The sequence below is a fragment of the Sphaerisporangium cinnabarinum genome (genome assembly GCF_055567015.1).
Genome location: NZ_JBVHRG010000002.1, coordinates 174,711 through 196,059 on the forward strand (window position 1 = coordinate 174,711; position 21,349 = coordinate 196,059).

The following is a 21,349-nucleotide window of genomic DNA, read 5'->3' on the forward strand; positions in this document are numbered from 1 at the left end:
GACAGTCTAGTTCACGCGTGCCGACATCCCGGGCGTCCCGGTCACGGCGGCCACCCCGACGGCGGGACCAGCCGCCACAGCGACCACACCCACCACACCTGCCCCACGACGCACGCGACGGTCACCGCCGCGAGCCACGTGCGCGACCGCGTCCACCCGACCGTCACCGCCCCGAGCGGGAACGCCAGCAGGAGGAAGCGCACGAGGGAGGTGCCCGGCTGGACGGTCGCCACGAGGTAGGCCAGGTACGCCCCGGACCACGCGTGCATCTCCGGGCCGAGGCGCGCCGCGACCGGGTTCAGGACGAGCGCGGCGGACGCCACGAGGACGAGCGCGAGGAGCCACGGGCCGGCGTCGCCCGCGAGCCATCGCGAGACGTCCACCCACGGCACGAACGGGACGACCTCCGCGCCGCCGCGCCAGGCCTCCTGGGTGCGGAAGTACGCCTGGTGCACGCCCGTCACCACGTCGCACAGCCAGGGCCACACGAGCCCGCTCCCGAGGGCGACGACGAGCAGGCCGCCCAGCCGGGCGGCGTCGGCCCCGCGCAGGTCCCCGCGGCGCCACCGCACGAACCCGTGCCACAGCACGACCGCCGCCATCGGCAGCGCGACCGCGCGGCAGAAGCCGAGGAGGACGACGACGAGCGTCGTCCAGGCGTAGCGACGGCGGGCGAGCAGGAGCAGCGCACCCGCCACGAGGAGCAGGGCGAGGGACTCGGTGTACGCGACCTGGAGGACGGGGCTGGAGGGGAAGACGCTCACGAGCAGCACGGTCGCGAGCGGGAGGCCCGGGCGTCGCTCGACCGCGGCGGCCCCCGCCGTCGCGACGAGCCGGTGGACCACGAGCACCGCGCCCGCCCCGCACACCAGCGCGAGGGTCGGGGCCAGCACCTCCCACCCGAGCCCCGTGACCGCGTCGAGCGCGCGCACGAGCGCCGGGAACAACGGGAAGAAGGCCCACACGTTCTGCTGCACGGCGCCGTCGGGACCCACGGGGAGCGTGTCCGGGTAGCCGGACCGGTAGATCTGCTCGTACCAGCTCGCGTCCCACATCCGGCCGACGTAGGCGAGGTACGAGGGCGCGGCGTCCGTCCACAGGTTCTGCTCCTGGGACCGCGCGGCGACGAGCAGGACGACGGCGCTCACCGCCCGGGCGAGGGCGTAGAGCGCGAGCACCTGGACCCACCACCGCCAGGTCGCAGGTCGCAGCAGCCGCGCCCGCGCCGCGGGCAGGGCGGCCGCGCGCGGCGTCGTCACGCGAGGCCCCGCAGCGCCGCAGCCGGGGCCGTCTCGTCGCGGACGGCGGAGACCAGGTCGAGGACGCGACGTGTCGCGGCGACGTCGTGCGCGCGGAAGACGCGCGCGCCGAGCCACGCCGCGACGGCCGTCGCCGCGAGCGTGCCCTCGAGGCGCTCGTCGGCCGGGAGGTCGAGCGTCTCCCCGACGAAGTCCTTGCGCGACAGCGCCATGAGGAGCGGGAACCCGAGCCCGGCGAGCACCTCGGTGCGGCGGAGCAGGTGCAGGGAGTGCCACGTGTTCTTGCCGAAGTCGTGGGTCGGGTCGACGAGCACCGACGCGCGCGGGACACCGCACGACACCGCCCGCTCGGCCGCGGCCCGGAGCGTCGTCACGACGTCCTGCACGACGCCGTCCCGCGGGTCGGCCGCTCCGGGGCGGGCCGGGTAGGCGACGCGGACGGGGTCCGTGCGCGGCCGCGCTCCCCCGGTGTGGGAGCACACGACGCCGATCCCGTGCTGCCCGGCGACCTCGACGAGCCGCGGGTCGTGCCCGGCCCACGTGTCGTTCACGAGGTCCGCGCCCGCGAGCGCCGCCTCGTGCGCGACCTCGGCGCGCCACGTGTCCACGCTGACGAGGAGGTCCGGGAACTCGGACCGCACCCGTGCGACGAACGGGACGACGCGGCGGATCTCCTCCCCCGGGGTCACCTCCGGACCGACCCCGGCACGCACCCCGCCCACGTCGAGGATCTCGGCGCCCTCCGTGACGGCGCGCTCGACGGCGGCGAGCGCCTGGCGGTCGTCGAGCTGGCGCGCCCCGGCGTAGAACGAGTCGTCGGTGCGGTTGACGATCGCCATCACGGCGGGCCGGTCGAGCTCGCGCCCGCGCAGCACGAGCGACGTGCGGCGCGGGGGCACCCCGAGGGGCGGCAGCGGGACGGGCGCGCCCTCGCCGGGCGTGGGCGCCCCCGGCTCGCCCGCGCCGGAGCCGGGCGCGCCCGGACCTGCGGTCATCGCGCCGCGCCCGTCAGCTCGCGTCGCCGGCCTGCGCCCGGGCGAGCTCCTCGGTCGCTTCGCGCTCCTCGGCGCGCAGCTCGGCGCCGCGGTCGCACACGTACTCGACGGCCTCGGCCGGGTCGTCGCACAGGTGGACGAGGTCGAGGTCGTGCTCGCTGATCATGCCGCGGCCCACGACCGCGGTGCGCGCCCAGTCCAGCAGCCCGGTCCAGTAGTCCGTCCCGACGAGCGCGACGGGGAACTCGGTGATCTTGTGCGTCTGGACGAGCGTCAGCGCCTCGAACAGCTCGTCGAACGTGCCGAAGCCGCCCGGCAGCACGACGAAGCCCTGCGCGTACTTGACGAACATCGTCTTGCGGGCGAAGAAGTAGCGGAAGTTCACGCCGAGGTTGACGTAGCGGTTCATCCCCTGCTCGAACGGCAGCTCGATCCCGAGGCCGATCGACAGGCCACCGGCGTCCGACGCGCCCTTGTTGGCCGCCTCCATGATGCCGGGGCCGCCGCCCGTGATGACGGCGAAGCCCTCGTCGACGAGGAGGCGCCCCACCTCCTCGGCGAGCGTGTAGTCCGGGTGGTCCGGCCTGGTGCGTGCCGAGCCGAACACGGAGACGGCCGGACCGACCTCCGCGAGCGCCCCGAAGCCCTCGACGAACTCGCTCTGGATCCGCATGACGCGCCACGGGTCGGAGTGCACCCAGTCCGCGCTGCCGCGCGAGTCGAGGAGGCGCTGGTCCGTCGTCTGGCGCGGGATCTGGTCGCCGCGCAGCAGCACCGGCCCCTTGCGGTACCCGGTGCCGCTCTGGGGCACGCCGTCGTCGGAACCTGGCTGGTCACGCACCGTGTCGCTCATGGTCACGAGCCTATGCCGCAGGTGCGGCCGTGAGCCACGCACGGAGCGCGTCGCGGCACAGCGCGAGCTGCCCGACGGGGCACCGCTCGTCGTCCTTGTGCGCCAGCAGCGGGTCCCCGGGCCCGAAGTTCACCGCCGGGACGCCGAGCTCGGCGAAGCGCGCGACGTCGGTCCAGCCGTACTTCGGAGCCGGCGCGCCTCCCGTCACCCCGAGGACGGCCGCCGCGAAGTCCGCCGCGAGCGGGTCGTCGAGCCCGGGCCGCGCGCCGGGCGCCGCGTCGGTGAGCGTCACCGCGAAGCCGGCGAAGAGGTCGCGGACGTGCTGCTCGGCCTCGGCCACGCTCCGGGAGGGGGCGAACCGGTAGTTCACCGTGACGACGCACTCGTCCGGGACGACGTTCCCCGCGATCCCGCCCGCGATCCCGACGGCGTTCATCCCCTCCCGGTACACGAGGCCGTCGACCTCGACGTCCCGGGGCACGTACGCGGCCAGGCGGTCGAGCACCTCGTGCGCGGCATGGATCGCGTTGGTCCCCGTCCAGGAGCGCGCGGAGTGGGCGGCGACGCCCGGCACGCGCACCTCGGCACGCAGCGTCCCGTTGCACCCGCCCTCGAGGCCCGCCGAGGTGGGCTCCCCGAGCACGGCGAGGTCCGCCGCCAGCAGGTCCGGCCGGTTCCGCGCGAGGCGCCCGAGCCCGTTGAGGTCCGCGGCGACCTCCTCGTTGTCGTAGAAGACCCACGTGACGTCCTGGGCCGGGGCGTCGAGCTCCGCGGCCAGCGCGAGCGCGACCGCGACACCGCCCTTCATGTCCACCGTGCCCCGGCCCCAGACCTCGGCGTGCGCGCCCTCGCCGACGACGCGCGTCGGCAGGTTCGGCGGGTCCGTGAGCGGCACCGTGTCGAGGTGGCCCGCGACCACGACGCGCCGCTCGCGGCCGAGCGTCGTGCGCGCGACGACCGTGTCGCCGTCGCGCACGACCTCCAGGTGCGGGAGCGCTCGCAGCGCCGCCTCGACCGCGTCCGCGAGCGCACGCTCGTCCCCGCTCACGGACGGCACGTCGCACACCGCGCGGAACAGGGCGACGAGGTCGCCGCGGAGGTCGAGCACGGGTCCGGTACCAGGGGTGGGAGAGGTCACGCCAGCACCCTACCGGCGCCGGATAGGGTGGGGCGCATGACTTCTGCGACCCCCGCGCCCGCCTCGTCGGCGGGCGCGTCCGAGCCGCGTACGGCGTGGGCCTACGGCCTGGCGACCGTCACCGACGACGGCACGACCCTCGACGTCTGGTACCCCGCGCCGGAGCTCGGCGCCGCCCCGGTGGACGCCGCCGTGCCCGCGTCGCTCGACGCGCTCGCGGAGCGCGACGAGCTGCGCGGCGTGGACGTCGTCGTGGTGCGGACCGAGATCGACCTCGACGCCGCCCCCGCCGACACCGCCGACGCCTACCTGCGCCTGCACCTGCTCTCCCACCGCCTCGTCGTGCCGCACGGCCTGAACCTCGACGGCCTCTTCGGCGTGCTGGCGAACGTCGTGTGGACGAACCACGGCCCGTGCGCCGTCGACGGCTTCGAGGAGACGCGCCTGCGCCTGCGCGCGACGGGTCAGCCCGTGACCGTGCTCGGCGTCGACAAGTTCCCCCGCATGGTGGACTACGTCGTCCCGTCGGGCGTCCGGATCGCCGACGCGGACCGCGTGCGCCTCGGGGCGCACCTCGCGGCCGGCACCACGGTGATGCACGAGGGCTTCGTGAACTTCAACGCGGGCACGCTCGGCACGTCGATGGTCGAGGGGCGCATCTCGGCGGGCGTCGTCGTGGGCGACGGCTCCGACGTCGGGGGTGGCGCGTCCATCATGGGCACGCTGTCCGGTGGTGGCCGCGAGGTCATCTCGGTCGGTCAGCGCTCCCTGCTCGGCGCCAACGCCGGCCTCGGCATCCCGCTCGGCGACGACTGCGTCGTGGAGTCCGGCCTGTACGTCACCGCGGGGACCAAGGTGACGGTCGTCGGGCAGCACGACGCCGCGGGCGAGCCGCTCGTCGTCAAGGCGCGCGACCTCGCCGGCCGGTCCGGCATCCTCTTCCGGCGCAACTCGCTGACCGGCGGGGTCGAGGCGGTCTCGCGGACCGGCGCGGGCGTCGAGCTCAACGCCGCGCTGCACGCGAACTGACCGGCCCTCCCGAGCACACCCCGCCTCGACGATGACGACGACGCAGCCCCCGCGCTCCCCCGCCGCCCCGGCGCGGGGTCGCGTCCGGGCACGACGGCGCCCCCTGCGCACCGCGGTCACCCTCGTCACGGTGGCCGCGGTGGGGGTCGGCGCGGTCGTGGTCGCGCTCAACCGGCTCGACGACGCGACGCCCGTCGCGGAGCGCTGCGCCGCGACCGCCGACGGCCGCACGTGGTACCTCTCCGTGACGCAGGCGGACAACGCGGCACTGATCACCGGGGCCACGGTGCGGCGCGGGCTCCCCGCCCGCGCCGCCACCATCGGGCTCGCGACCGCGCTGCAGGAGTCGCGGCTCGTCAACATCGACTACGGCGACCGCGACTCCGTCGGCCTGTTCCAGCAGCGCCCCTCCCAGGGGTGGGGCACCGTCGCGGAGATCATGGACCCCGTCTACTCGACCAACACGTTCTACGACGCGCTCGAGACGGTCGAGGGCTACGAGGGCATGGAGGTCACCGTCGCCGCGCAGACCGTCCAGCGGTCCGCGTTCCCCGACGCGTACGCGCAGCACGAGCCCCGCTCGCGCGCGTGGGCGTCCGCGCTGACCGGCTGGTCGCCCGCGTCGCTCACGTGCGACCTCGCTGCGGTGCCCACGGCGGAGGTGCCGGAGGACGGCGACCCGACCGAGCCGTTCCGGGAGCGCGCCGCGCGCGACCTCGGCGACGCGGTCCGCGTCGCACCGTTCGACGGCGGGACCGGGGGCACGGTCGCCGTCGACGCGTCCGCGCTCCCCGCGGCCGCGGAGGACGGCGGCGTCGAGCGCTCGGCGTGGGCCGTCGCCCAGTGGGCCGTCGCGACGGCCGACGCCACGAACGTCGTCGCCGTCGAGGTCGGTGACCGCCGCTGGTCGCGCGACGGCTCGACGTGGACCACCCCCGACCCGGCCGACCTCGCCCCGCTCGACCCGGGCGCCCTGCGCGTCCACGTCGCCGTCCCCGACGCGTCCTGACCGACCGCCGCCGGCTTGCGTCGGGCGCGGGACCGCAGACGACGAACGCCGCGCCGCTCACCGAGGGTGAGGGGCGCGGCGTCCGGAGGAGGGGCCGTCAGCGGTCGGAGACGGCGACGTAGTCGCGCTCGGTCTCGCCGACGTAGACCTGGCGCGGACGGCCGATCTTGGTCTGCGGGTCCTTCATCATCTCGCGCCACTGCGCGATCCAGCCGGGCATGCGGCCCAGCGCGAAGAGCGGCGTGAACATGGCCGGCGAGAAGCCCATGGCCTTGTAGATGAGGCCCGTGTAGAAGTCCACGTTCGGGTAGAGCTTGCGCTCGATGAAGTAGTCGTCGTTGAGCGCGATCTCCTCGAGGCCCATGGCGATGTCGAGGAGCTGGTCCTTCTTGCCGAGGGTCGAGAGCACGGCGTCGGCCGACTTCTTGACGATCGCCGCACGCGGGTCGTAGTTCTTGTAGACCCGGTGGCCGAAGCCCATGAGGCGGACGCCGTCCTCCTTGTTCTTCACCTTCTTCATGAAGGTGTCGACGTCGTACTCCGCGCCCGCGATCTTGTCGAGCATGGTGAGCACCGACTCGTTCGCGCCGCCGTGCAGCGGGCCCGAGAGCGCGTTGACCCCGGCCGCGACGGACGCGTAGAGGTTGGCGTGCGAGGACCCGACGACGCGGACCGTCGACGTGGAGCAGTTCTGCTCGTGGTCGGCGTGCAGGATGAGCAGCTTGTCGAGCGCGTCGACCACGACCGGGTCCGCCTCGTACTGCTGGTACGGCGTCGCGAACGTCATGCGCAGGAAGTCGTCGACGTACCCGCGCGAGTAGTCCGGGTAGAGCAGCGGCTCGCCGACGCGGCGGCGGTGCAGGTAGGACGTGATGGTGCGCGACTTCGCGAGGAGCAGGACCGTCGCGAGCTCGACCGTCTCGTCGTCGAACGGGTCGAGCGACTCGGGGTAGAACGTGGACAGCGCGTTGATCGCGGACGACAGCACCGCCATGGGGTGCGCGTTGCGCGGGAACGTGCCCATGAACGTGCGGAAGTCCTCGTGCACGAGCGTGTGGCGGTTGACGCGCTCGACGAACGCGTCGAGGGTCGCGGCGTCGGGGAGCTCGCCGTGGATGAGGAGGTACGCGACCTCGAGGAAGCTCGACCGCTCGGCGAGCTGCTCGATCGGGTACCCGCGGTACCGGAGGATGCCGGCCTCGCCGTCGATGTACGTGATGCTCGACTCGCACGACGCGGTGTTCATGAAGCCGGGGTCGACGGTCACGAGGCCGGTCGACTTGAGCAAGGAGGACACGACGATGCCGTCGTTGCCCTCGGTCGCCGCGACCACGGGCAGGTCCTGCGCCTGGTCGTCGACGAGGAGGCGGACCTTCGCCTGCTGAGTGGTGGTCATGGTTCCCTTCCTGCTGCTGCTCGCGCCGTTGCCGCGCGGTCGACCGTACCCCGCCTCACCCGCACGTGACCAATCAGGAACCGTCACGAGAACACCACACCCGCTGTGATCCAGGTCACGCCAGCGGGAGGCCTCCGGAGAGTCGAGCCGAGGCCTCGTGGACCCGCTCGTCGGTCGCGGTGAGGGCGACGCGCACGTGCCCCGCGCCCTCGGTTCCGTAGAACGCCCCGGGCCCGACGAGGACGCCCAGGTCGGCGAGCGCGGAGACCGTCCGCCAGCAGTCGCCCCCGGCCTCGTCGGCGAGTCGCGACCACAGGTAGAGGCCCGCCTCCGAGTGGTCGATCGCGAGGCCCGCGCCGGTGAGCGCGGCGACGAGCACCTCGCGGCGGCGCGCGTACACGTCGCGCTGCGCGGCGACGTGCGCGTCGTCGGACAGGGCCGCGACCATCGCGGCCTGGACCGGCGCGGGGACGATCATGCCGAGGTGCTTGCGCGTCGCGAGCAGGTCGGCGACGAGCGTGGCGTCCCCCGCGACGAACGCCGCGCGGTAGCCCGCCATGCTCGACTGCTTGGAGAGCGAGTAGGTGACGAGCAGACCCTCGTGCGAGCCGCCGCACACCGCCGGGTCGAGCAGGCTCGGGACACCGGTCGTCGTGAACGGCTCCGTCCACGCGAGCTCCGCGTAGCACTCGTCGCTCGCGACGACCGCGCCGATCTCGCGGGCCGCGGCGACGACGCGCGCGAGGTGCGCGGCGTCGAGGACCCGGCCCGTCGGGTTGCTCGGCGAGTTGACCCAGACCAGCCGCACGTCGTCGCGGCCCGCCCACTCCTCGACGTCGTCCGTCGCGAGCGGCGTCGCGCCGGCCAGGCGCGCACCGACGTCGTACGTGGGATAGGCCGTCCGCGGGTGCACTACGACGTCGCCCGGACCGAGCCGCAGGAGCGAGGGCAGCAGCCCCACGAGCTCCTTGCTCCCGACGGTGGGGAGCACGGCGTCGGGATCGAGGCCGGGGACGCCGCGACGGCGGGCGAACCATGCGGAGACCGCCTCGCGCAGGGCGGGCGTCCCGTGCGTCGTCGGGTAGCCGTGCGCGTCGGACGCGGCGGCGAGCGCGTCGCGCACCACGGCGGGGGTCGGGTCCACCGGGGTGCCGATGGAGAGGTCGACCACGCCGCGGGGGTGCGCTCGCGCGCGCTCCGCGTACGGGGTCAGCGTGTCCCAGGGATAGGCGAGACCGGAGAGGTCGGCGAGTCCCACGAGCGCCGGCGCCGAGGGCTCAGGCCTGCGGCGGCAGGGCGGCGATCATCGGGTCGTCCTTCTCGATGAGACCCATCTTCGCGGCGCCGCCGGGCGAGCCGAGGTCGTCGAAGAACTCGACGTTGGCGCGGTAGTAGTCGCTCCACTCCGTCGGCACGTCGTCCTCGTAGTAGATCGCCTCGACGGGGCAGACCGGCTCGCACGCGCCGCAGTCGACGCACTCGTCCGGGTGGATGTAGAGCGACCGCTTGCCCTCGTAGATGCAGTCGACAGGACATTCCTCGATGCACGCCTTGTCCTTGACGTCCACGCACGGCTGAGCGATCACGTAAGTCACGACCGAGTACCTTTCTGGTTCGTCCGGACCCGGCCCGGCGAGGGGCGAGGTCATGACAGGGGCATGCACGACTAGTATCGCTCAGGTCGGGCGGTGCCCGACCCTCCCTGACCAGCCCGTGGACGAACGTCACACGACCCGAGGAGCCGCCGCGTGCCCGACTCGCCCTGGACGACGTGGGCGCCGGGGACGCGGGTCGTCGTCCGCCGCAGGCTCTCGCCCGACGACGCGGCGGCAGCGGGCAAGCCCCTCACCGACGTGATCGGGGTGGTCGTGGAGACCACCGCGACCGCGCTCGTGCTGCGCGAGGACGCCGGCGGCAGCGCCCTGCCGCACCGCGGCCACGGCCCGCGCGACGACGCCCCTCCCCTGGTGTCCGTACCGCTCGACGCGATCGTCGCCGGCAAGCCGGTCCCGCCGCGGCCGCCACGGCGACCCGCGTCACGCCCGGACTGACGACCGGGCCGACCGACGACCTGGCCCGCCACGGGCGGCGCCGGGTTCCGGTGGCCGGACCTCAGGCGACGACGACCGTCCGGTCCTCGACGCCCACGACGACGGCGCCCCGCGCCCCGGCCGCCGTGAGCGTCTCGCGCCAGGTGCCCGCGTCGTCGAGGTCCACGCGCACGGGCTCGCCGGTGCCGCCCGGCGCGGCACGCACCGGGTCGGGCCGGTCGAAGAACTCGCCCACAGGCGCGTTGGTCTCGAGCGCGCGGACGAGCTGCTCGAGGTCGCGCACGACGACGCGCAGCGCGGACGCCACCCAGGCGGCGTTGTCCGTGACCATGGCCTCGGTCCGGCGCGGGTCGGTGCGCCCCACGCGCGTCGCGTCGCGGAAGCTGCCCGCGGCGAGCCCTAGCGCGACGTCGCGCACGGGGGCGTCGGCGACGACGCCCAGGAGCTCGGTCGCGAGCACGTGCGGGACGTGGCTGACGAGCGCGGTGGACTCGTCGTGGACGTCGTCGGTGAGCACGTGCACCGTGCCGCCGAGCGGGCCCGTGACGAGCCGCAGCACGGCCGTGAACGCGTCCGGTCGCGTGGTCGCGTCGACCGTCACGGCCCAGCGCGCGCCCGCGAGCATCGCCGGGTCGGACGCCTCGAAGCCCGAGTGCTCGGTCCCGGCCATGGGGTGCGCCCCGACGTACCGGGCGTCGAGCCCGGCGGACCGGACGGCGTCGCGCACCGCGCCCTTGACGCTGCCGACGTCCGTCACGACCGTCGCGCCCCGCACGTGCCGGGCGACGTCGGTCGCGACCGCCCGCATCGCGCGCAGCGGCACGGCGAGCACGAGGACGTCGGGCTCGTCGGCGCAGACCTCCGCGACGTCGCCGACGACGCGGAGCCCCGCGGCACGCGCCGCCGCGCGCGTGGTCGCCGTGGCGTCGTAGCCGGTCACCTCGACGCCCTGCTCGTGCAGGAGCCGCGCGACCGAGCCGCCGACGAGGCCGAGGCCGAGGACGCCGACCCGGACCACCGTGCGCGACGCCGCCTGCTCCGGCGCGGCACCCGCGGCGGTCACCACAGGAGCCCCGTCGCACGATCTGCCGCGACGGTCGACGCGTCGACGCTCCCCACCGGGACGTTCGCGGCGTCGACGTCGGCGTGGACCGACTCGTCGAGCTCGCCGCGCGCCGGCACGACCCCGAGCGTCTTGAGCGCGTCCCCGGCCCGGACGAGGTCCTCCAGGACGGCGCGCACCGGCGCGTCCCACGGTGCGCCGTCGACCGTGAGGACGAAGACGTACGTGCCCGCGACGGCCTTGAGCGGTCGCGTGATGAGGCTCGACAGGTTGACGCCCCGCGCACCGAAGGCCTGCGTGATGCGCGCCAGCACGCCGGGTCCCGTGACGACGGGCGTCACCGCGAGCATCGTGCGCCACGACGTCTCGCCGTGACCTCGCGCCCGGCCGAGCGCCGCGGCGGCCTCCGCGCGCGGCGCCAGCACGAGGAACCGGGTGCGCGCGCCCGCGAAGTCCTCCACCGCGCGCTCGACGGTCTCCAGGCCGTAGAGCTCGCCGCAGATCGTCGGGCCGAGGGCGACCTGGTGCGGCCCGGCGTCGCGGCACGCGGCGGCGTTCGACGACGCCGCGACCGGCGCGAGACCCGTCCGGCGCACGAAGCCCTGGCACTGCGCGAGGCCGTGCGGGTGCGCGGTGACCTCCGTGAGCTCGCCGTGGTCCGGGCGCGCGAACGCGTCGAACGAGATGTCGAGCACGACCTCGTCGACCGCGACGACGCTGGCGCTCCCGACGATCGCGTCGAGCGAGGGCACCACGTACCCCTCGACCGTGTTCTCGATCGCGACGACGCCCCGCTCGTGCTCGCCCGCCGCCACGCCCGCGAAGACGTCCGCGACGGTGGTGCGTGCCGCGAGCCCGACGGCGGTCCGGCCGTGCGCCTGCGACCACGCGGCCGCCGCCTGGTGGGTGAACGACCCCTCGGGGCCGAGGTACCCGACGCTCACGCGTGGACGGGGTCGGGGGCGGTCGCCCAGCGTGGCTCGAGCGCGTCGGGGCCGGGCACGAACTCCTGCCCGGGCAGGACCGCGAGGATTCGGTGCGCGACGCCTCGCTCGCCGAACCCCGCGACGAGGCCGTCGAGCGTCGTCGCGTCGGGGCACGAGAACGCGCAGAAGAAGATGTGCGGTCCGGCCTGCGAGCGGTGGCTGCGCAGGTGCTGCAGGTCGATCCCGGCGGCGGCGACCAGCGCGAGCGTCTCCTGGAGCGAGCCGCGGTGGTCGTCGCGGGGCCCGAACGCGAGCCACACCTGGGCGACGCCCTCGGCCCGAGGCGCCGCGTCGCGGCTCTCCAGGAGGCCGTACCAGACGGGAGCGCCCTCACCGAGGAGCTCGCTGCCCGGGAGCTCGGCGTAGCCGAGCGCGGCGAGCGGCCCGTGGGCCACCGAGCGCTCGACGACGAGGCTGCCGTCGGCGCCGGCGAGCGCGACGCGCTCGTCCAGCGTGGTCCGGGTCGGGACGAGCGACGGGCTGACACCCATCGTGCGCAGCACGTGGCGCCGGTCGCGCATCCCCGCCTCGTCGACGACGACGTGCCCCGTCAGGTCGCGGGCCGCCGTCGACCGGCCGACCCAGACCCACTGCGACGGCACCGCCGACGCGCCCGTCAGCACGAGCGACGGCGGTGCCGCGAGGAGCGCGCGCTCGAGCTCGTGCGACGGCTGCGCGGGATGGCCCAGGTGCACGACGGCGGACAGCGCGTCGATGCTCGCGACGGTCGACAGCGTCGCCGTCGTCGACCCGAGGTCGAGCAGCGCCTCCGTCGGGTCGCCGTCGACCCATCCCGCCGCCGTGGCCGCGAGCAGCGCCTGCGCTCCCGACTCCCGTTCGCTGCGTCCGAGCATGGGACCTCCGTGGTGTGTGGGTGGGCCGGCCTACTCGCAGACGACCGCGTTGTCCGGCTTGTAGGTCCACCGGTAGGACTCGTCCTTGACGAGCTCGCCCTCGTGGTAGACCTTGCGGTAGTTCGTGATGGAGAAGCCCGGGCTGCCCGCGGGCGTCGGGGCGCAGTCCGCGCCCGAGTGCGTGACCGTCGTCGGCTGGACCACGTTCGACTTGCCGCTCGACGACGTCTCGACGTCGTAGTACTTGGTGCTCCAGATCGCGACGTGCAGCTGGCCGCCACCGACCCAGGACTGCATGAGGACGCCGTACGGGGTGTCGTTCTTGAACTTCATGTCGATCGAGCCGACGAAGATCGTCGCCTCGCGACCGGCCGGGTAGCGCTCGAACCAGTAGCTGTGCGGCCGGTGCTCGACGTCCTCGAGCCCCGCGAAGAAGCCCGCGTTGTACGTGGTCGTGGCCATCTGCGACAGCCCGCCGCCGACGCCCTCGGTGTGGCGCCCGCTCTCGACGATGCCGGCCGCGAAGTAGCCGCCCTCGAGCGTGATGGGCGACAGCGTGTCGACGAGGGAGAAGGTCTCCCCGGGCTTGACGAGCGTCCCGTCCACCTTCTCCGCCCCACGCTTCAGGTTCGCGGTGCGGACGGGGACGTTGGGCACGGGCGTCGAGAACTCCGACACCTTCTCCTTGATCCCCAGCGCCTCGAGCGCCGCGACCGACTGCTCCGGGTCCGACTCGACGAGCTCGACCGTCGCCGTGCGCTCGTCGCCCGAGGCGGCCGTCGTGACGGCCGTCGCGATGGCCGCGGGGTCGATCGTCGTGCCGGGCTCGCCGCCCTCGATGACCGGCGCGCCGTCCCGGAAGACGAAGTGCGCGTCGTCCGCGGCGGTGAGCAGGTCGTTCGTCCGGTCGACCACGGACTGGACGAGCGCGGGGCCGTCGAAGGCCAGCGTGAGGACGCCGTCCGTCGCCGCGAAGGAGGCCGCCGCCGCGAGCGCCTCGGGGGGCAGCTCCGGCGACTGGCCGCCGACGGAGACGACGACGGGCGCGGACACGACCTTCTCCGCCAGGGCGAGCGCGGCGTCCGTCTCGTCCTGCGTGATCGTGGGCTCGACGGCCTCGGTGGGCAGCTCGACCGGCCCGTCGGTGACGAGCCAGCTCTCCGTGATGGTCGCGGGCACCTCGTCGGTGACCAGCGCCGAGCCGTCGGCGGCCGGCGTGCTCGTGGGCGCGCCGTCCACGAACTGCACGGACCCGTCCACGGGCTCGATCTCCAGGCTGCCGCGCAGCGCCTCGACCTGGGCGTCGAGTGCCGCGTCGTCGACCGTGACCACGGGCTCCGCGTCCTTGCCGCCGAACAGGTGCTGCCACAGGCGCGCCGGGTTCATCGAGAACGACGTGAGCTCCTCGGCCGTCCCCGCGGCGTCGAAGGTCAGGCCCGCCGTCGCCGGGTCGAGCGTCGTGCTCGCCTCGCCCGCCACGAGCGTGATCGGCTCGGCCGCGCGCGGCCCGAGCTCGGACTCGAGCCGGTCCTCGGCCGCCGTCCGGGACAGACCGCCGACGTCGACGCCGGCGACGCTCGTCCCGCTCGGGACCTTGTCGGAGAAGAACCACTGGGCGCCCGTGTACAGGCCGCCCAGGACCAGGACGGCGACCCCCGTCCACAGCAGCCCGCGGGCCCAGCCGCGCCGCGGACCGTCCTCGTCGAAGCCCTCGAAGGGAGAGGCCTCGCGAGAGTCGTCGGGCGGGACCGGCGTGAACGCGCTGGGCGCGGCGGTGCCCGACGGCGCGGTGCCCGACGCGGTCGTGCCGGGGCCGTCAGCCGCGCCGGTGGCCCCCGCCGGAGCGGCAGCGTCCGGCGTCTGGCTCGCGGCCGCGGGCTCGTCGGGCGAGGCCGGCGAGAGGATCGAGGTGCGCACGACGGGCGCGGGCCGGGACCACGGGTCGACGGGCGGGATCACCTGCGTCGCGTCGGGCGCGGTGTCGCTCCCCCCGTTCGCGGGTCGGCCCTGGTCGCCCTCCTGCCCGGGGACCACGGGCACGACGGCGGTCCGCTCGGCCGCGCGCTCGTCGGCCGGGTCTCCCCCGGCCGGGGCGGCCGACCGGTCGGTCGGCGTCGCGTCGACCGACGGGCCGCTCGCGGACGGCGCTCCGGAGGCCGTGGCGTCGGGGGCGGCCGACGGGGCGTCGGACGCGGGAGCCTCCTGGTCGACGTCGTCCGCCGCCGCGGCGGCCGAGGGATCGGCCTGCACGCCCGGGGAAGGGACGAGCACGGCCGGGACGTTCGGGTCGAACGCGAACACGCGCGGGACGTACGGCTCCTCGTCGCCGTCGTCCGCGGTGCCGGCGTGCCCCGGGGTCTCGGCAGCGCCGGCCGCCGGCACGTCGGTGACCGCATCGTCGGGGGTGGTCGGCGTCGGCGCGCCGGGCGCCTCGACGGGGTCGACGCGCGACACCTCCGGCGCCGGGGCGTCCGCGGCGGACGCGTCCGTACCGCTCTCCGCCTGCGTGCCCGCGTCGGGCTCGACGGCGGGGCTCGCGGCAGCAGCGCCTGCGTCCGTGCCGGTCACCGCGTCAGAGTCGGCGGCCTTGTCGGCCGCAGCGGCGGGTGTCGCCGCGTCGGCTCCGGGACGCGCGTCCGCGTCGGCCGGGGACTGGGCCGGGGCCGCGGTGCCCGGCGCGGCGGCGTCGACGGCGGGATCGTCGACGGCGGGTGCGTCACCCGTGGTCGCGGCGGTGCCGGTCGCACCCGCGGTCGCTGCGTCGGTCGCGGTGCCCTGCGGTTCCGCGGGGGCCGGCACGTCGTCCGTCGGGATCGCGCCAGGATCCTCGGCCGCAGGGCCGGGCTCCACCGGTTCCACGCCCGCCGGACCGGGGTCCACGGGCGCGATCGGGGCGGAGGCGTCCGGGACGGTGTCCACCGGTCCGTCCGTCGGCGTGGTCGAGGGGACGTCACCGGAAGCGTCGGTAGCCTGCGCGTCGGGGCCGGGCGCCGTCTCGGGAGCCGAGGGCTCGACCGTCTCGGCGGGCTCCGGCACGGCGTCCTGAGGGGAGTCGAGATCGGCGTCTCGGTCGGTCGGCTGACCCATCCACTGTCTCCGTGACGAAAGGCGCGCGGCGGTCCGCGCGACGACGAGGGGTGTGCGGGGATCCGCACGGCGAATACTAGCGGGACGCGAGGGGGTTCTCGGGTCCGTCGTGCCTGGTGGGACGCCCGTGCTGGGCCGTGCGGACCGGGCGGTCGCTGAACCACGACCGGGGCAGGAAGGCCGCCGCGGCGACCACGAGCATGCCGCCGTAGATCCAGACGTACCCGACGGGCTCGCTCGGCACGAGCACGTCGCCCCCCGGCCCCTCGAGCGAGAGGAGCTGCACGACGACGACCCACCCGACGCCGAAGCCCAGGAGACCCGCCATCCCGCCCCAGGCGCGGGCGAGCGTGGCCGCCGCGAGGACGGTCAGCAGGGCGAGCACGATGCCGAGCCCGGCCCCGCCCGGGAGGTCGACGCCCAGGAGGTGCGCCCGGTGCGCGACCGTACCGACGAGACCGACGAGCGCGCCCACGAGCGCGCACGCCACCCCGCGGCCCACGAGCCGCCCCGTACCGGTCTCCACGGGTCCCAGGCTAACGGGTGGGTCCGGGGCGAACCTGGTCGCCCGGGAGAGCCGGGCCGGAGGGAGCGTAGAACTCGTGTGAAGGGACGGGCGCCAGCACGTCGTTGCTCAGGGCGTACCACCCGAGCAGCACCGGCTCCGCCCCCGCCCCGACGACCGCCGACGTCACGTGCTGGACCTGCGTCGCGTGCGCGCGCATCGCGGCCAGCACGTCGTCGAGCACGGGACCCACCGGCACGCCGACGAGCGCGCGCAGCGACGCGTCGGGACGCGCGAGCGGGGGCAGCTCCTCGTCCGGGTCCGGGAGCGTGAGCCGCGGGTCGGCCGCGAGCAGCCCCCGCGCGGCGGGGTGCTCGGCGAGCGCGCGACGCGCCGCGCGCACCGTGGTCTCGGGGGCGACGACCTCCCACAGCGCGGGCACCGGCTCGCGGTCCGCGGCGAGGAGCTCGAGCGCGCGCACCGTGACGTCGTGGGCCCGGACGTGGTCGGGGTGGCCGTAGCCGCCACCCGCCTCGTACGTCGCCACGACCGCGGGACGCCGGTCCCGCACCAGCGCGGCCAGGCGCGCGGCAGCCTGGTCGAGCGGGACGCCGACGAACGCGCGCGGCGGGAGCTGCCCGGCCGCGACGCCGCCGGCCACGCCCGGGGCGACCCACGCCATCCCGGAGTCCTCGAACCGCGCGGGCGCGCCGCCGTCGGACGGCTCGCCCGGGCTCGCGACCGTGTCGAGGAAGACGTGGTCCCGCACGCCGAGCGCGGCGAGCGCGCGGGCGAGCTCGGTCTCCCGGAACGCGGCGAGCGCGGGCCCGTCACCCTCGAGGTGCCCGACGCCCGTCGGGTGCGCGGGGGTGTCGATCACCTCGCCCCGTTCGCCGCGCGTGCACGTCACGACGGTGACCGGCTCGCCCGCGCGGGCCCAGGTCGCGAGGAGCGCGCCCGTCGCCAGGGTCTCGTCGTCGGGGTGGGCGTGGACGGCCAGCAGGCCGCCGTCGGGCACGACGGCGGCCTGCTGGCTCTGCGGGACGGTCACCCGGTGGGCGGCGTCAGGCGCGCTTGGCGCGCGACGTCGCGCGGGCGCGCTCGGTCTGGTCGAGGACGACCTTGCGGATGCGGACGACCTCGGGCGTGACCTCGACGCACTCGTCCTCGCGCGCGAACTCCAGCGACTCCTCGAGCGTGAGGTGGCGCGGCGGGACGAGGTTCTCGAAGTTGTCGGCCGTCGAGGACCGCATGTTCGTGAGCTTCTTCTCCTTGGTGATGTTCACGTCCATGTCCTCGTTGCGCGAGTTCTCGCCGACGATCATGCCCTCGTAGACCTCCTGCGTGGGGTCGACGAAGAACGAGCCGCGCTCCTGGAGGTTGATCATCGCGAACGGGGTCACCTTGCCCGCGCGGTCGGCGACGAGCGAGCCCGTGGTGCGGGTCTCGATGGGACCGGCCCACGGCTCGTAGCCCTCGGAGATCGACGACGCGATGCCGGTGCCGCGCGTCTCGGTGAGGAACCGCGTGCGGAACCCGATGAGACCGCGCGCCGGGACCATGAACTCCATGCGGATCCAGCCCGTGCCGTGGTTCGACATGGTCTCCATGCGGCCCTTGCGCTGGGCGAGGAGCTGGGTGACCGCGCCGAGGTACTCCTCGGGGACGTCGATCGTCATGCGCTCCATGGGCTCGTGCGTCTTGCCGTCGATCGTGCGCGTGACGACCTGCGGCTTGCCGACCGTGAGCTCGAAGCCCTCGCGGCGCATCTGCTCGACGAGGATCGCCAGCGCGAGCTCGCCGCGGCCCTGGACCTCCCACGCGTCGGGGCGGTCGGTCGGGAGCACGCGCAGCGACACGTTGCCCACGAGCTCGGCGTCGAGGCGGTCCTTGACCTGGCGGGCCGTGACCTTGTGGCCCTTGCCGCCCTTGCCCGCGAGCGGCGAGGTGTTGATGCCGATGGTCATCGAGATGGCCGGGTCGTCGACCGTGATGAGCGGCAGCGGGCGCGGGTCGTCGGGGTCGGTGAGCGTCTCGCCGATCGTGATGTCGGCGATGCCCGCGACCGCGACGATGTCGCCGGGGCGGGCCTTGTCCGTGGGGACGCGGTCGAGCGCCTTCGTCTCCAGCAGCTCGGTGATCTTCACGCTCTGGAGCGTGCCGTCGTGGCGCGCCCACGCGACGACCTGACCCTTGCGCAGCTCGCCGTTGAAGATGCGCAGGAGCGCGAGGCGACCGAGGAACGGCGACGCGTCGAGGTTCGTCACGTGCGCCTGGAGCGGCGCGCCCTCGTCGTACGTCGGGGCGGGGATCTTCTCGAGGATCGTCGTGAAGAGCGGCTCGAGGTCCTCGTTCGAGGGGAGCTGGCCGTCCAACGGCTGGTCGAGCGAGGCGCGACCGGCCTTCGCGGACGCGTAGACGACCGGGACGTCGAGGATCGCGTCGAGGTCGAGGTCGGGGACCTCGTCCGCGAGGTCGGACGCGAGGCCCAGCAGCAGGTCGGTCGCCTCGGCGACGACCTCGGTGATGCGCGAGTCGGGTCGGTCGACCTTGTTGACGACGATGATCACCGGGAGCTTCGCGGCGAGCGCCTTGCGGAGCACGAACCGGGTCTGCGGGAGCGGGCCCTCGCTCGCGTCCACGAGCAGCACGACGCCGTCGACCATGGACAGGCCGCGCTCGACCTCGCCACCGAAGTCGGCGTGGCCCGGGGTGTCGATGACGTTGATCGTGATGCCGTCGGGCTCGCCCACCGCGGCGGCCGCCGGGCCGGCGTACCGCACCGCGGTGTTCTTCGCGAGGATGGTGATGCCCTTCTCGCGCTCGAGGTCACCGGAGTCCATGACGCGCTCGTCCACGTGCTGGTGCGCGGAGAAGGCGCCGGACTGGCGCAGCATCGCGTCGACGAGCGTGGTCTTGCCGTGGTCGACGTGGGCGACGATCGCCACGTTGCGCAGGTCGGAGCGCACAGACATCTACGGTTCTCATTTCGTGGGGTACGAGGGGCGACGACGGCCGGCCACCTCAGCGCGCACGACGGCGGGCTCGGCCCGCCGCAGCATCACGGAGCACGGGCCGTCACCCGGGCCCGGCTATCCTACCGGGTCCGCGCTCGGGACACCATGCCCGCCGTCGTGCGCCCTCCGGACGTGCCCCCTCAGGAGGGCGTCTTGCGCCGCGGTCGGCGCACGAGCGCGCGCCACCGGTCGGGGCGGTCGGGGTACAGCTCCTCCCACTGCTCGGAGATCGACTCCGAGACGCGGGTCGTCACGTGCTCCGTGAGCGCGGCGCGCGCCGCACGGCGCTCTGCCCGCAGGATCGCGGCGTGCTCGACCCGCAGCGCGCGCACCGTGGACACAGCCATCCCGATCATGACCACGGAGAACGGCAGCGCGATGAGGATCGCCGCCGTCTGCAACGCCTGGAGGCCGCCCGCGAGCAGGAGCGCGATGGCCAGCAGCCCGGACGTGCCCGCCCAGAAGATACGGCTCCAGGTGGGCGGGTTCGGGTTGCCCCCGCTCGCGAGCATGTCGACGACGAGCGAGCCCGAGTCCGACGACGTCACGAAGAAGACGACGATGAGCACGATGCCCACCACCGCGAGGACGTTCCCGAGGGGCAGGCCGTCGAACAGCTGGAAGAGCGCGGTGTCCGTGTCGACCTCTCCGTCCACGAGCATGCTCCCGGGCTCCATGAGCTCGCGGTACAGCGCCGACCCGCCGAACACGGAGAACCAGAGCGTCGTGACGATCGTCGGGACGAGGAGGGTGCCGAGGACGAACTCGCGCACCGTGCGCCCGCGCGAGATGCGGGCGATGAACACCCCGACGAAGGGAGCCCAGGAGATCCACCAGCCCCAGTAGAAGATCGTCCACTGCGACTGCCACTCGAGGCCGGCCTGGCCCTGGAAGGCGGTGGTGTCGAACGTGAGGCGCACGACGTTCTGGAGGTAGTAGCCGAGCGACTGGACCCACTCGCGCAGGAGGAACAGCGTCGGGCCGAGGACCAGCACGAGCACGAGCACGACGCCGGCGAGGACCATGTTGCCGTTGGAGAGCCACTTGATGCCCTTGCCCAGGCCCGACACGACGGAGAGCGTCGCGAGCGCGGTGATCGCTGCGATGAGCCCGATCTCGAGCGCGGTGCTCGGCTCGACGACGTCCAGATACCCGAGCCCTGCCGCGATCTGGAGCACCCCGAACCCGAGCGACGTCGCGACGCCGAAGACGGTCCCGATGATCGCGACCACGTCGATGACGTCGCCGAGGCGTCCCTTCACGCGGTCGCCGAACAGCGGCTCGAGCGCCCACCGGATCGAGACGGGGCGGCCCTTGCGGTGGATCGCGTACGCGAGCGCGAGGCCCGCGACGACGTAGATCGCCCACGCGTGGATGCCCCAGTGCAGGTAGCTCTGCCCCATCGCGGCCTGCGCGAGCGACGCGTCGCTGCCCTCGACGCCGGGCTTCGGGCTCACGTAGTGCGAGAGCGGCTCCGCGACGCCCCAGTAGACGAGCCCGATGCCCATCCCGGTGGCGAACAGCATCGCGAACCACACGGGCAGCCGGAAGAGCGGGGTCTCCTCGTCCTTGCCGAGCACGATGTCGCCGAACCGGCTCAGGCCCATCCACAGCGAGAAGACGACGAACCCCGCGACGACGATCACGTAGTACCACCCGAAGGCGCCGATGACGTCCGACTGCAGCGTCTCCATGACGGACGTGACGGTGTCCGTGAACAGCACCGTGAGCAGGACGAAGACCAGGATGATGCTTGCCGCCGGGTAGAAGACGCGCGGGTCGGGACGGCCCGTCCGGGGGGCGTCGGGGTCGTGCGCGGACACGACCGGGGCGGAGGCGGTCTCCGGTCCGACGGCGTCCGCCGCCGCGGCGTCCGTCGTCACGGCTCCCTCGTCGCGGGGCGCGTCAGCCCCTCCCCCGTCGGGCGCCGGTGCGGCATCCTCGTCACGTGCTGGCTCGCGGGGCGTCTCGTGGTGCGGGGCGTTCATGGGCTCAAGGCTTGTCGGACGCGCGGACCCCGGCAACCGGAGCGCGGGCTCCGACGCCCGGAGCGCCCGTCCTGGCAGCCGGAACGCCCCGGGGACGGCCGCGTGCGCGGCCGCCCCCG

Annotated in this window: 18 protein-coding genes; 3 read left to right on the plus strand and 15 right to left on the minus strand. The window is 74.7% G+C overall.

All coding sequences use genetic code 11. From position 1 onward, the window contains the following. Positions 1-41: 41 nt before the first annotated feature. The 4 genes from ACZ4MO_RS03860 to dapE form a co-directional block, all read right to left on the minus strand. Entirely contained in the window at positions 42-1,259 is a 1,218-nt protein-coding gene (locus tag ACZ4MO_RS03860) for a hypothetical protein (RefSeq protein WP_209827360.1), read from the minus strand. After that, positions 1,256-2,098: a dihydropteroate synthase gene (gene folP / locus ACZ4MO_RS03865; protein WP_499278633.1), complete on the minus strand. Its 843-nt coding sequence runs from the start codon at positions 2,096-2,098 to the stop codon at positions 1,256-1,258. Before folP ends, ACZ4MO_RS03860 begins: the two co-directional genes overlap by 4 nt. A 169-nt stretch (positions 2,099-2,267) precedes the next feature. Further along, complete coding sequence (locus tag ACZ4MO_RS03870; protein ID WP_175008017.1) at positions 2,268-3,107, minus strand: TIGR00730 family Rossman fold protein; 840 nt, start codon at positions 3,105-3,107, stop codon at positions 2,268-2,270. Positions 3,108-3,117: 10 nt separating this feature from the next. Next, positions 3,118-4,215: a succinyl-diaminopimelate desuccinylase gene (gene dapE, locus ACZ4MO_RS03875; RefSeq protein ID WP_175008204.1), complete on the minus strand. Its 1,098-nt coding sequence runs from the start codon at positions 4,213-4,215 to the stop codon at positions 3,118-3,120. 66 nt (positions 4,216-4,281) lie between these two features. Between dapE and dapD the strand changes: the two genes are divergently transcribed. Then, a complete protein-coding gene (gene dapD / locus ACZ4MO_RS03880; protein WP_175008016.1) occupies positions 4,282-5,274 on the plus strand; it encodes a 2,3,4,5-tetrahydropyridine-2,6-dicarboxylate N-succinyltransferase in 993 nt (330 codons plus the stop codon). A gap of 31 nt (positions 5,275-5,305) precedes the next feature. After that, the gene (locus ACZ4MO_RS03885) at positions 5,306-6,283 is read left to right on the plus strand and encodes a hypothetical protein (RefSeq protein WP_186810350.1); all 978 of its coding nucleotides are present in this window, start codon (positions 5,306-5,308) and stop codon (positions 6,281-6,283) included. 97 nt (positions 6,284-6,380) lie between these two features. On the opposite strand, the gene ACZ4MO_RS03890 is transcribed toward ACZ4MO_RS03885, so the two are convergent. The 3 genes from ACZ4MO_RS03890 to fdxA all read right to left on the minus strand — a co-directional run bounded on the left by ACZ4MO_RS03890 (position 6,381) and on the right by fdxA (position 9,274). Next, on the minus strand, positions 6,381-7,679 hold the full coding sequence (locus ACZ4MO_RS03890) for a citrate synthase (RefSeq protein ID WP_021482791.1): 1,299 nt from the start codon (positions 7,677-7,679) through the stop codon (positions 6,381-6,383). Between the two features lie 115 nt (positions 7,680-7,794). Beyond that, positions 7,795-8,937, minus strand: coding sequence for a succinyldiaminopimelate transaminase (dapC, locus tag ACZ4MO_RS03895; protein ID WP_175008015.1), 1,143 nt, complete (start codon positions 8,935-8,937; stop codon positions 7,795-7,797). A 19-nt stretch (positions 8,938-8,956) separates the two neighbouring features. Then, positions 8,957-9,274: a ferredoxin gene (fdxA, locus tag ACZ4MO_RS03900; protein WP_024841122.1), complete on the minus strand. Its 318-nt coding sequence runs from the start codon at positions 9,272-9,274 to the stop codon at positions 8,957-8,959. 153 nt (positions 9,275-9,427) lie between these two features. On the opposite strand from fdxA, the gene ACZ4MO_RS03905 reads away from it, so the two are divergent. Continuing rightward, entirely contained in the window at positions 9,428-9,730 is a 303-nt protein-coding gene (locus ACZ4MO_RS03905) for a putative acetyltransferase (protein ID WP_175008014.1), read from the plus strand. 61 nt (positions 9,731-9,791) lie between these two features. Here ACZ4MO_RS03905 and ACZ4MO_RS03910 read toward each other — a convergent pair whose 3' ends face one another. From ACZ4MO_RS03910 to ACZ4MO_RS03945, 8 genes are all read right to left on the minus strand, one after another. Beyond that, entirely contained in the window at positions 9,792-10,796 is a 1,005-nt protein-coding gene (locus ACZ4MO_RS03910; RefSeq protein ID WP_499278613.1) for a prephenate dehydrogenase, read from the minus strand. Beyond that, positions 10,790-11,737, minus strand: a complete 948-nt coding sequence (locus ACZ4MO_RS03915) for a prephenate dehydratase (protein ID WP_255437014.1) — start codon at positions 11,735-11,737, stop codon at positions 10,790-10,792. Before ACZ4MO_RS03915 ends, ACZ4MO_RS03910 begins: the two co-directional genes overlap by 7 nt. After that, the gene (locus tag ACZ4MO_RS03920) at positions 11,734-12,633 is read right to left on the minus strand and encodes a hypothetical protein (protein WP_175008013.1); all 900 of its coding nucleotides are present in this window, start codon (positions 12,631-12,633) and stop codon (positions 11,734-11,736) included. Before ACZ4MO_RS03920 ends, ACZ4MO_RS03915 begins: the two co-directional genes overlap by 4 nt. Positions 12,634-12,663: 30 nt before the next feature. Continuing rightward, positions 12,664-15,552 (minus strand): VanW family protein, encoded by a 2,889-nt coding sequence (locus ACZ4MO_RS03925; RefSeq protein ID WP_255437013.1) that lies wholly within the window; start codon positions 15,550-15,552, stop codon positions 12,664-12,666. A 244-nt stretch (positions 15,553-15,796) separates the two neighbouring features. After that, the gene (locus tag ACZ4MO_RS03930) at positions 15,797-16,246 is read right to left on the minus strand and encodes a hypothetical protein (RefSeq protein WP_186810349.1); all 450 of its coding nucleotides are present in this window, start codon (positions 16,244-16,246) and stop codon (positions 15,797-15,799) included. Between the two features lie 10 nt (positions 16,247-16,256). After that, positions 16,257-17,276, minus strand: a complete 1,020-nt coding sequence (locus ACZ4MO_RS03935; protein ID WP_255437012.1) for a PIG-L family deacetylase — start codon at positions 17,274-17,276, stop codon at positions 16,257-16,259. A gap of 13 nt (positions 17,277-17,289) precedes the next feature. Then, a complete protein-coding gene (gene typA, locus ACZ4MO_RS03940; RefSeq protein ID WP_175008011.1) occupies positions 17,290-19,200 on the minus strand; it encodes a translational GTPase TypA in 1,911 nt (636 codons plus the stop codon). Between the two features lie 182 nt (positions 19,201-19,382). Next, positions 19,383-21,125, minus strand: coding sequence for a BCCT family transporter (locus ACZ4MO_RS03945; RefSeq protein WP_499278614.1), 1,743 nt, complete (start codon positions 21,123-21,125; stop codon positions 19,383-19,385). Positions 21,126-21,349 lie beyond the last annotated feature (224 nt).

Excerpts from the sequence above, each read along its gene's own strand:
- folP (WP_499278633.1), bottom strand. The coding sequence starts at position 2,098 with ATGGCGATCGTCAACCGCACCGACGACTCGTTCTACGCCGGGGCGCGC.
- ACZ4MO_RS03870 (WP_175008017.1), bottom strand. The coding sequence starts at position 3,107 with ATGAGCGACACGGTGCGTGACCAGCCAGGTTCCGACGACGGCGTGCCC.
- dapD (WP_175008016.1), top strand. The coding sequence starts at position 4,282 with ATGACTTCTGCGACCCCCGCGCCCGCCTCGTCGGCGGGCGCGTCCGAG.
- ACZ4MO_RS03885 (WP_186810350.1), top strand. The coding sequence starts at position 5,306 with ATGACGACGACGCAGCCCCCGCGCTCCCCCGCCGCCCCGGCGCGGGGT.
- ACZ4MO_RS03890 (WP_021482791.1), bottom strand. The coding sequence starts at position 7,679 with ATGACCACCACTCAGCAGGCGAAGGTCCGCCTCCTCGTCGACGACCAG.
- ACZ4MO_RS03920 (WP_175008013.1), bottom strand. The coding sequence starts at position 12,633 with ATGCTCGGACGCAGCGAACGGGAGTCGGGAGCGCAGGCGCTGCTCGCG.
- typA (WP_175008011.1), bottom strand. The coding sequence starts at position 19,200 with ATGTCTGTGCGCTCCGACCTGCGCAACGTGGCGATCGTCGCCCACGTC.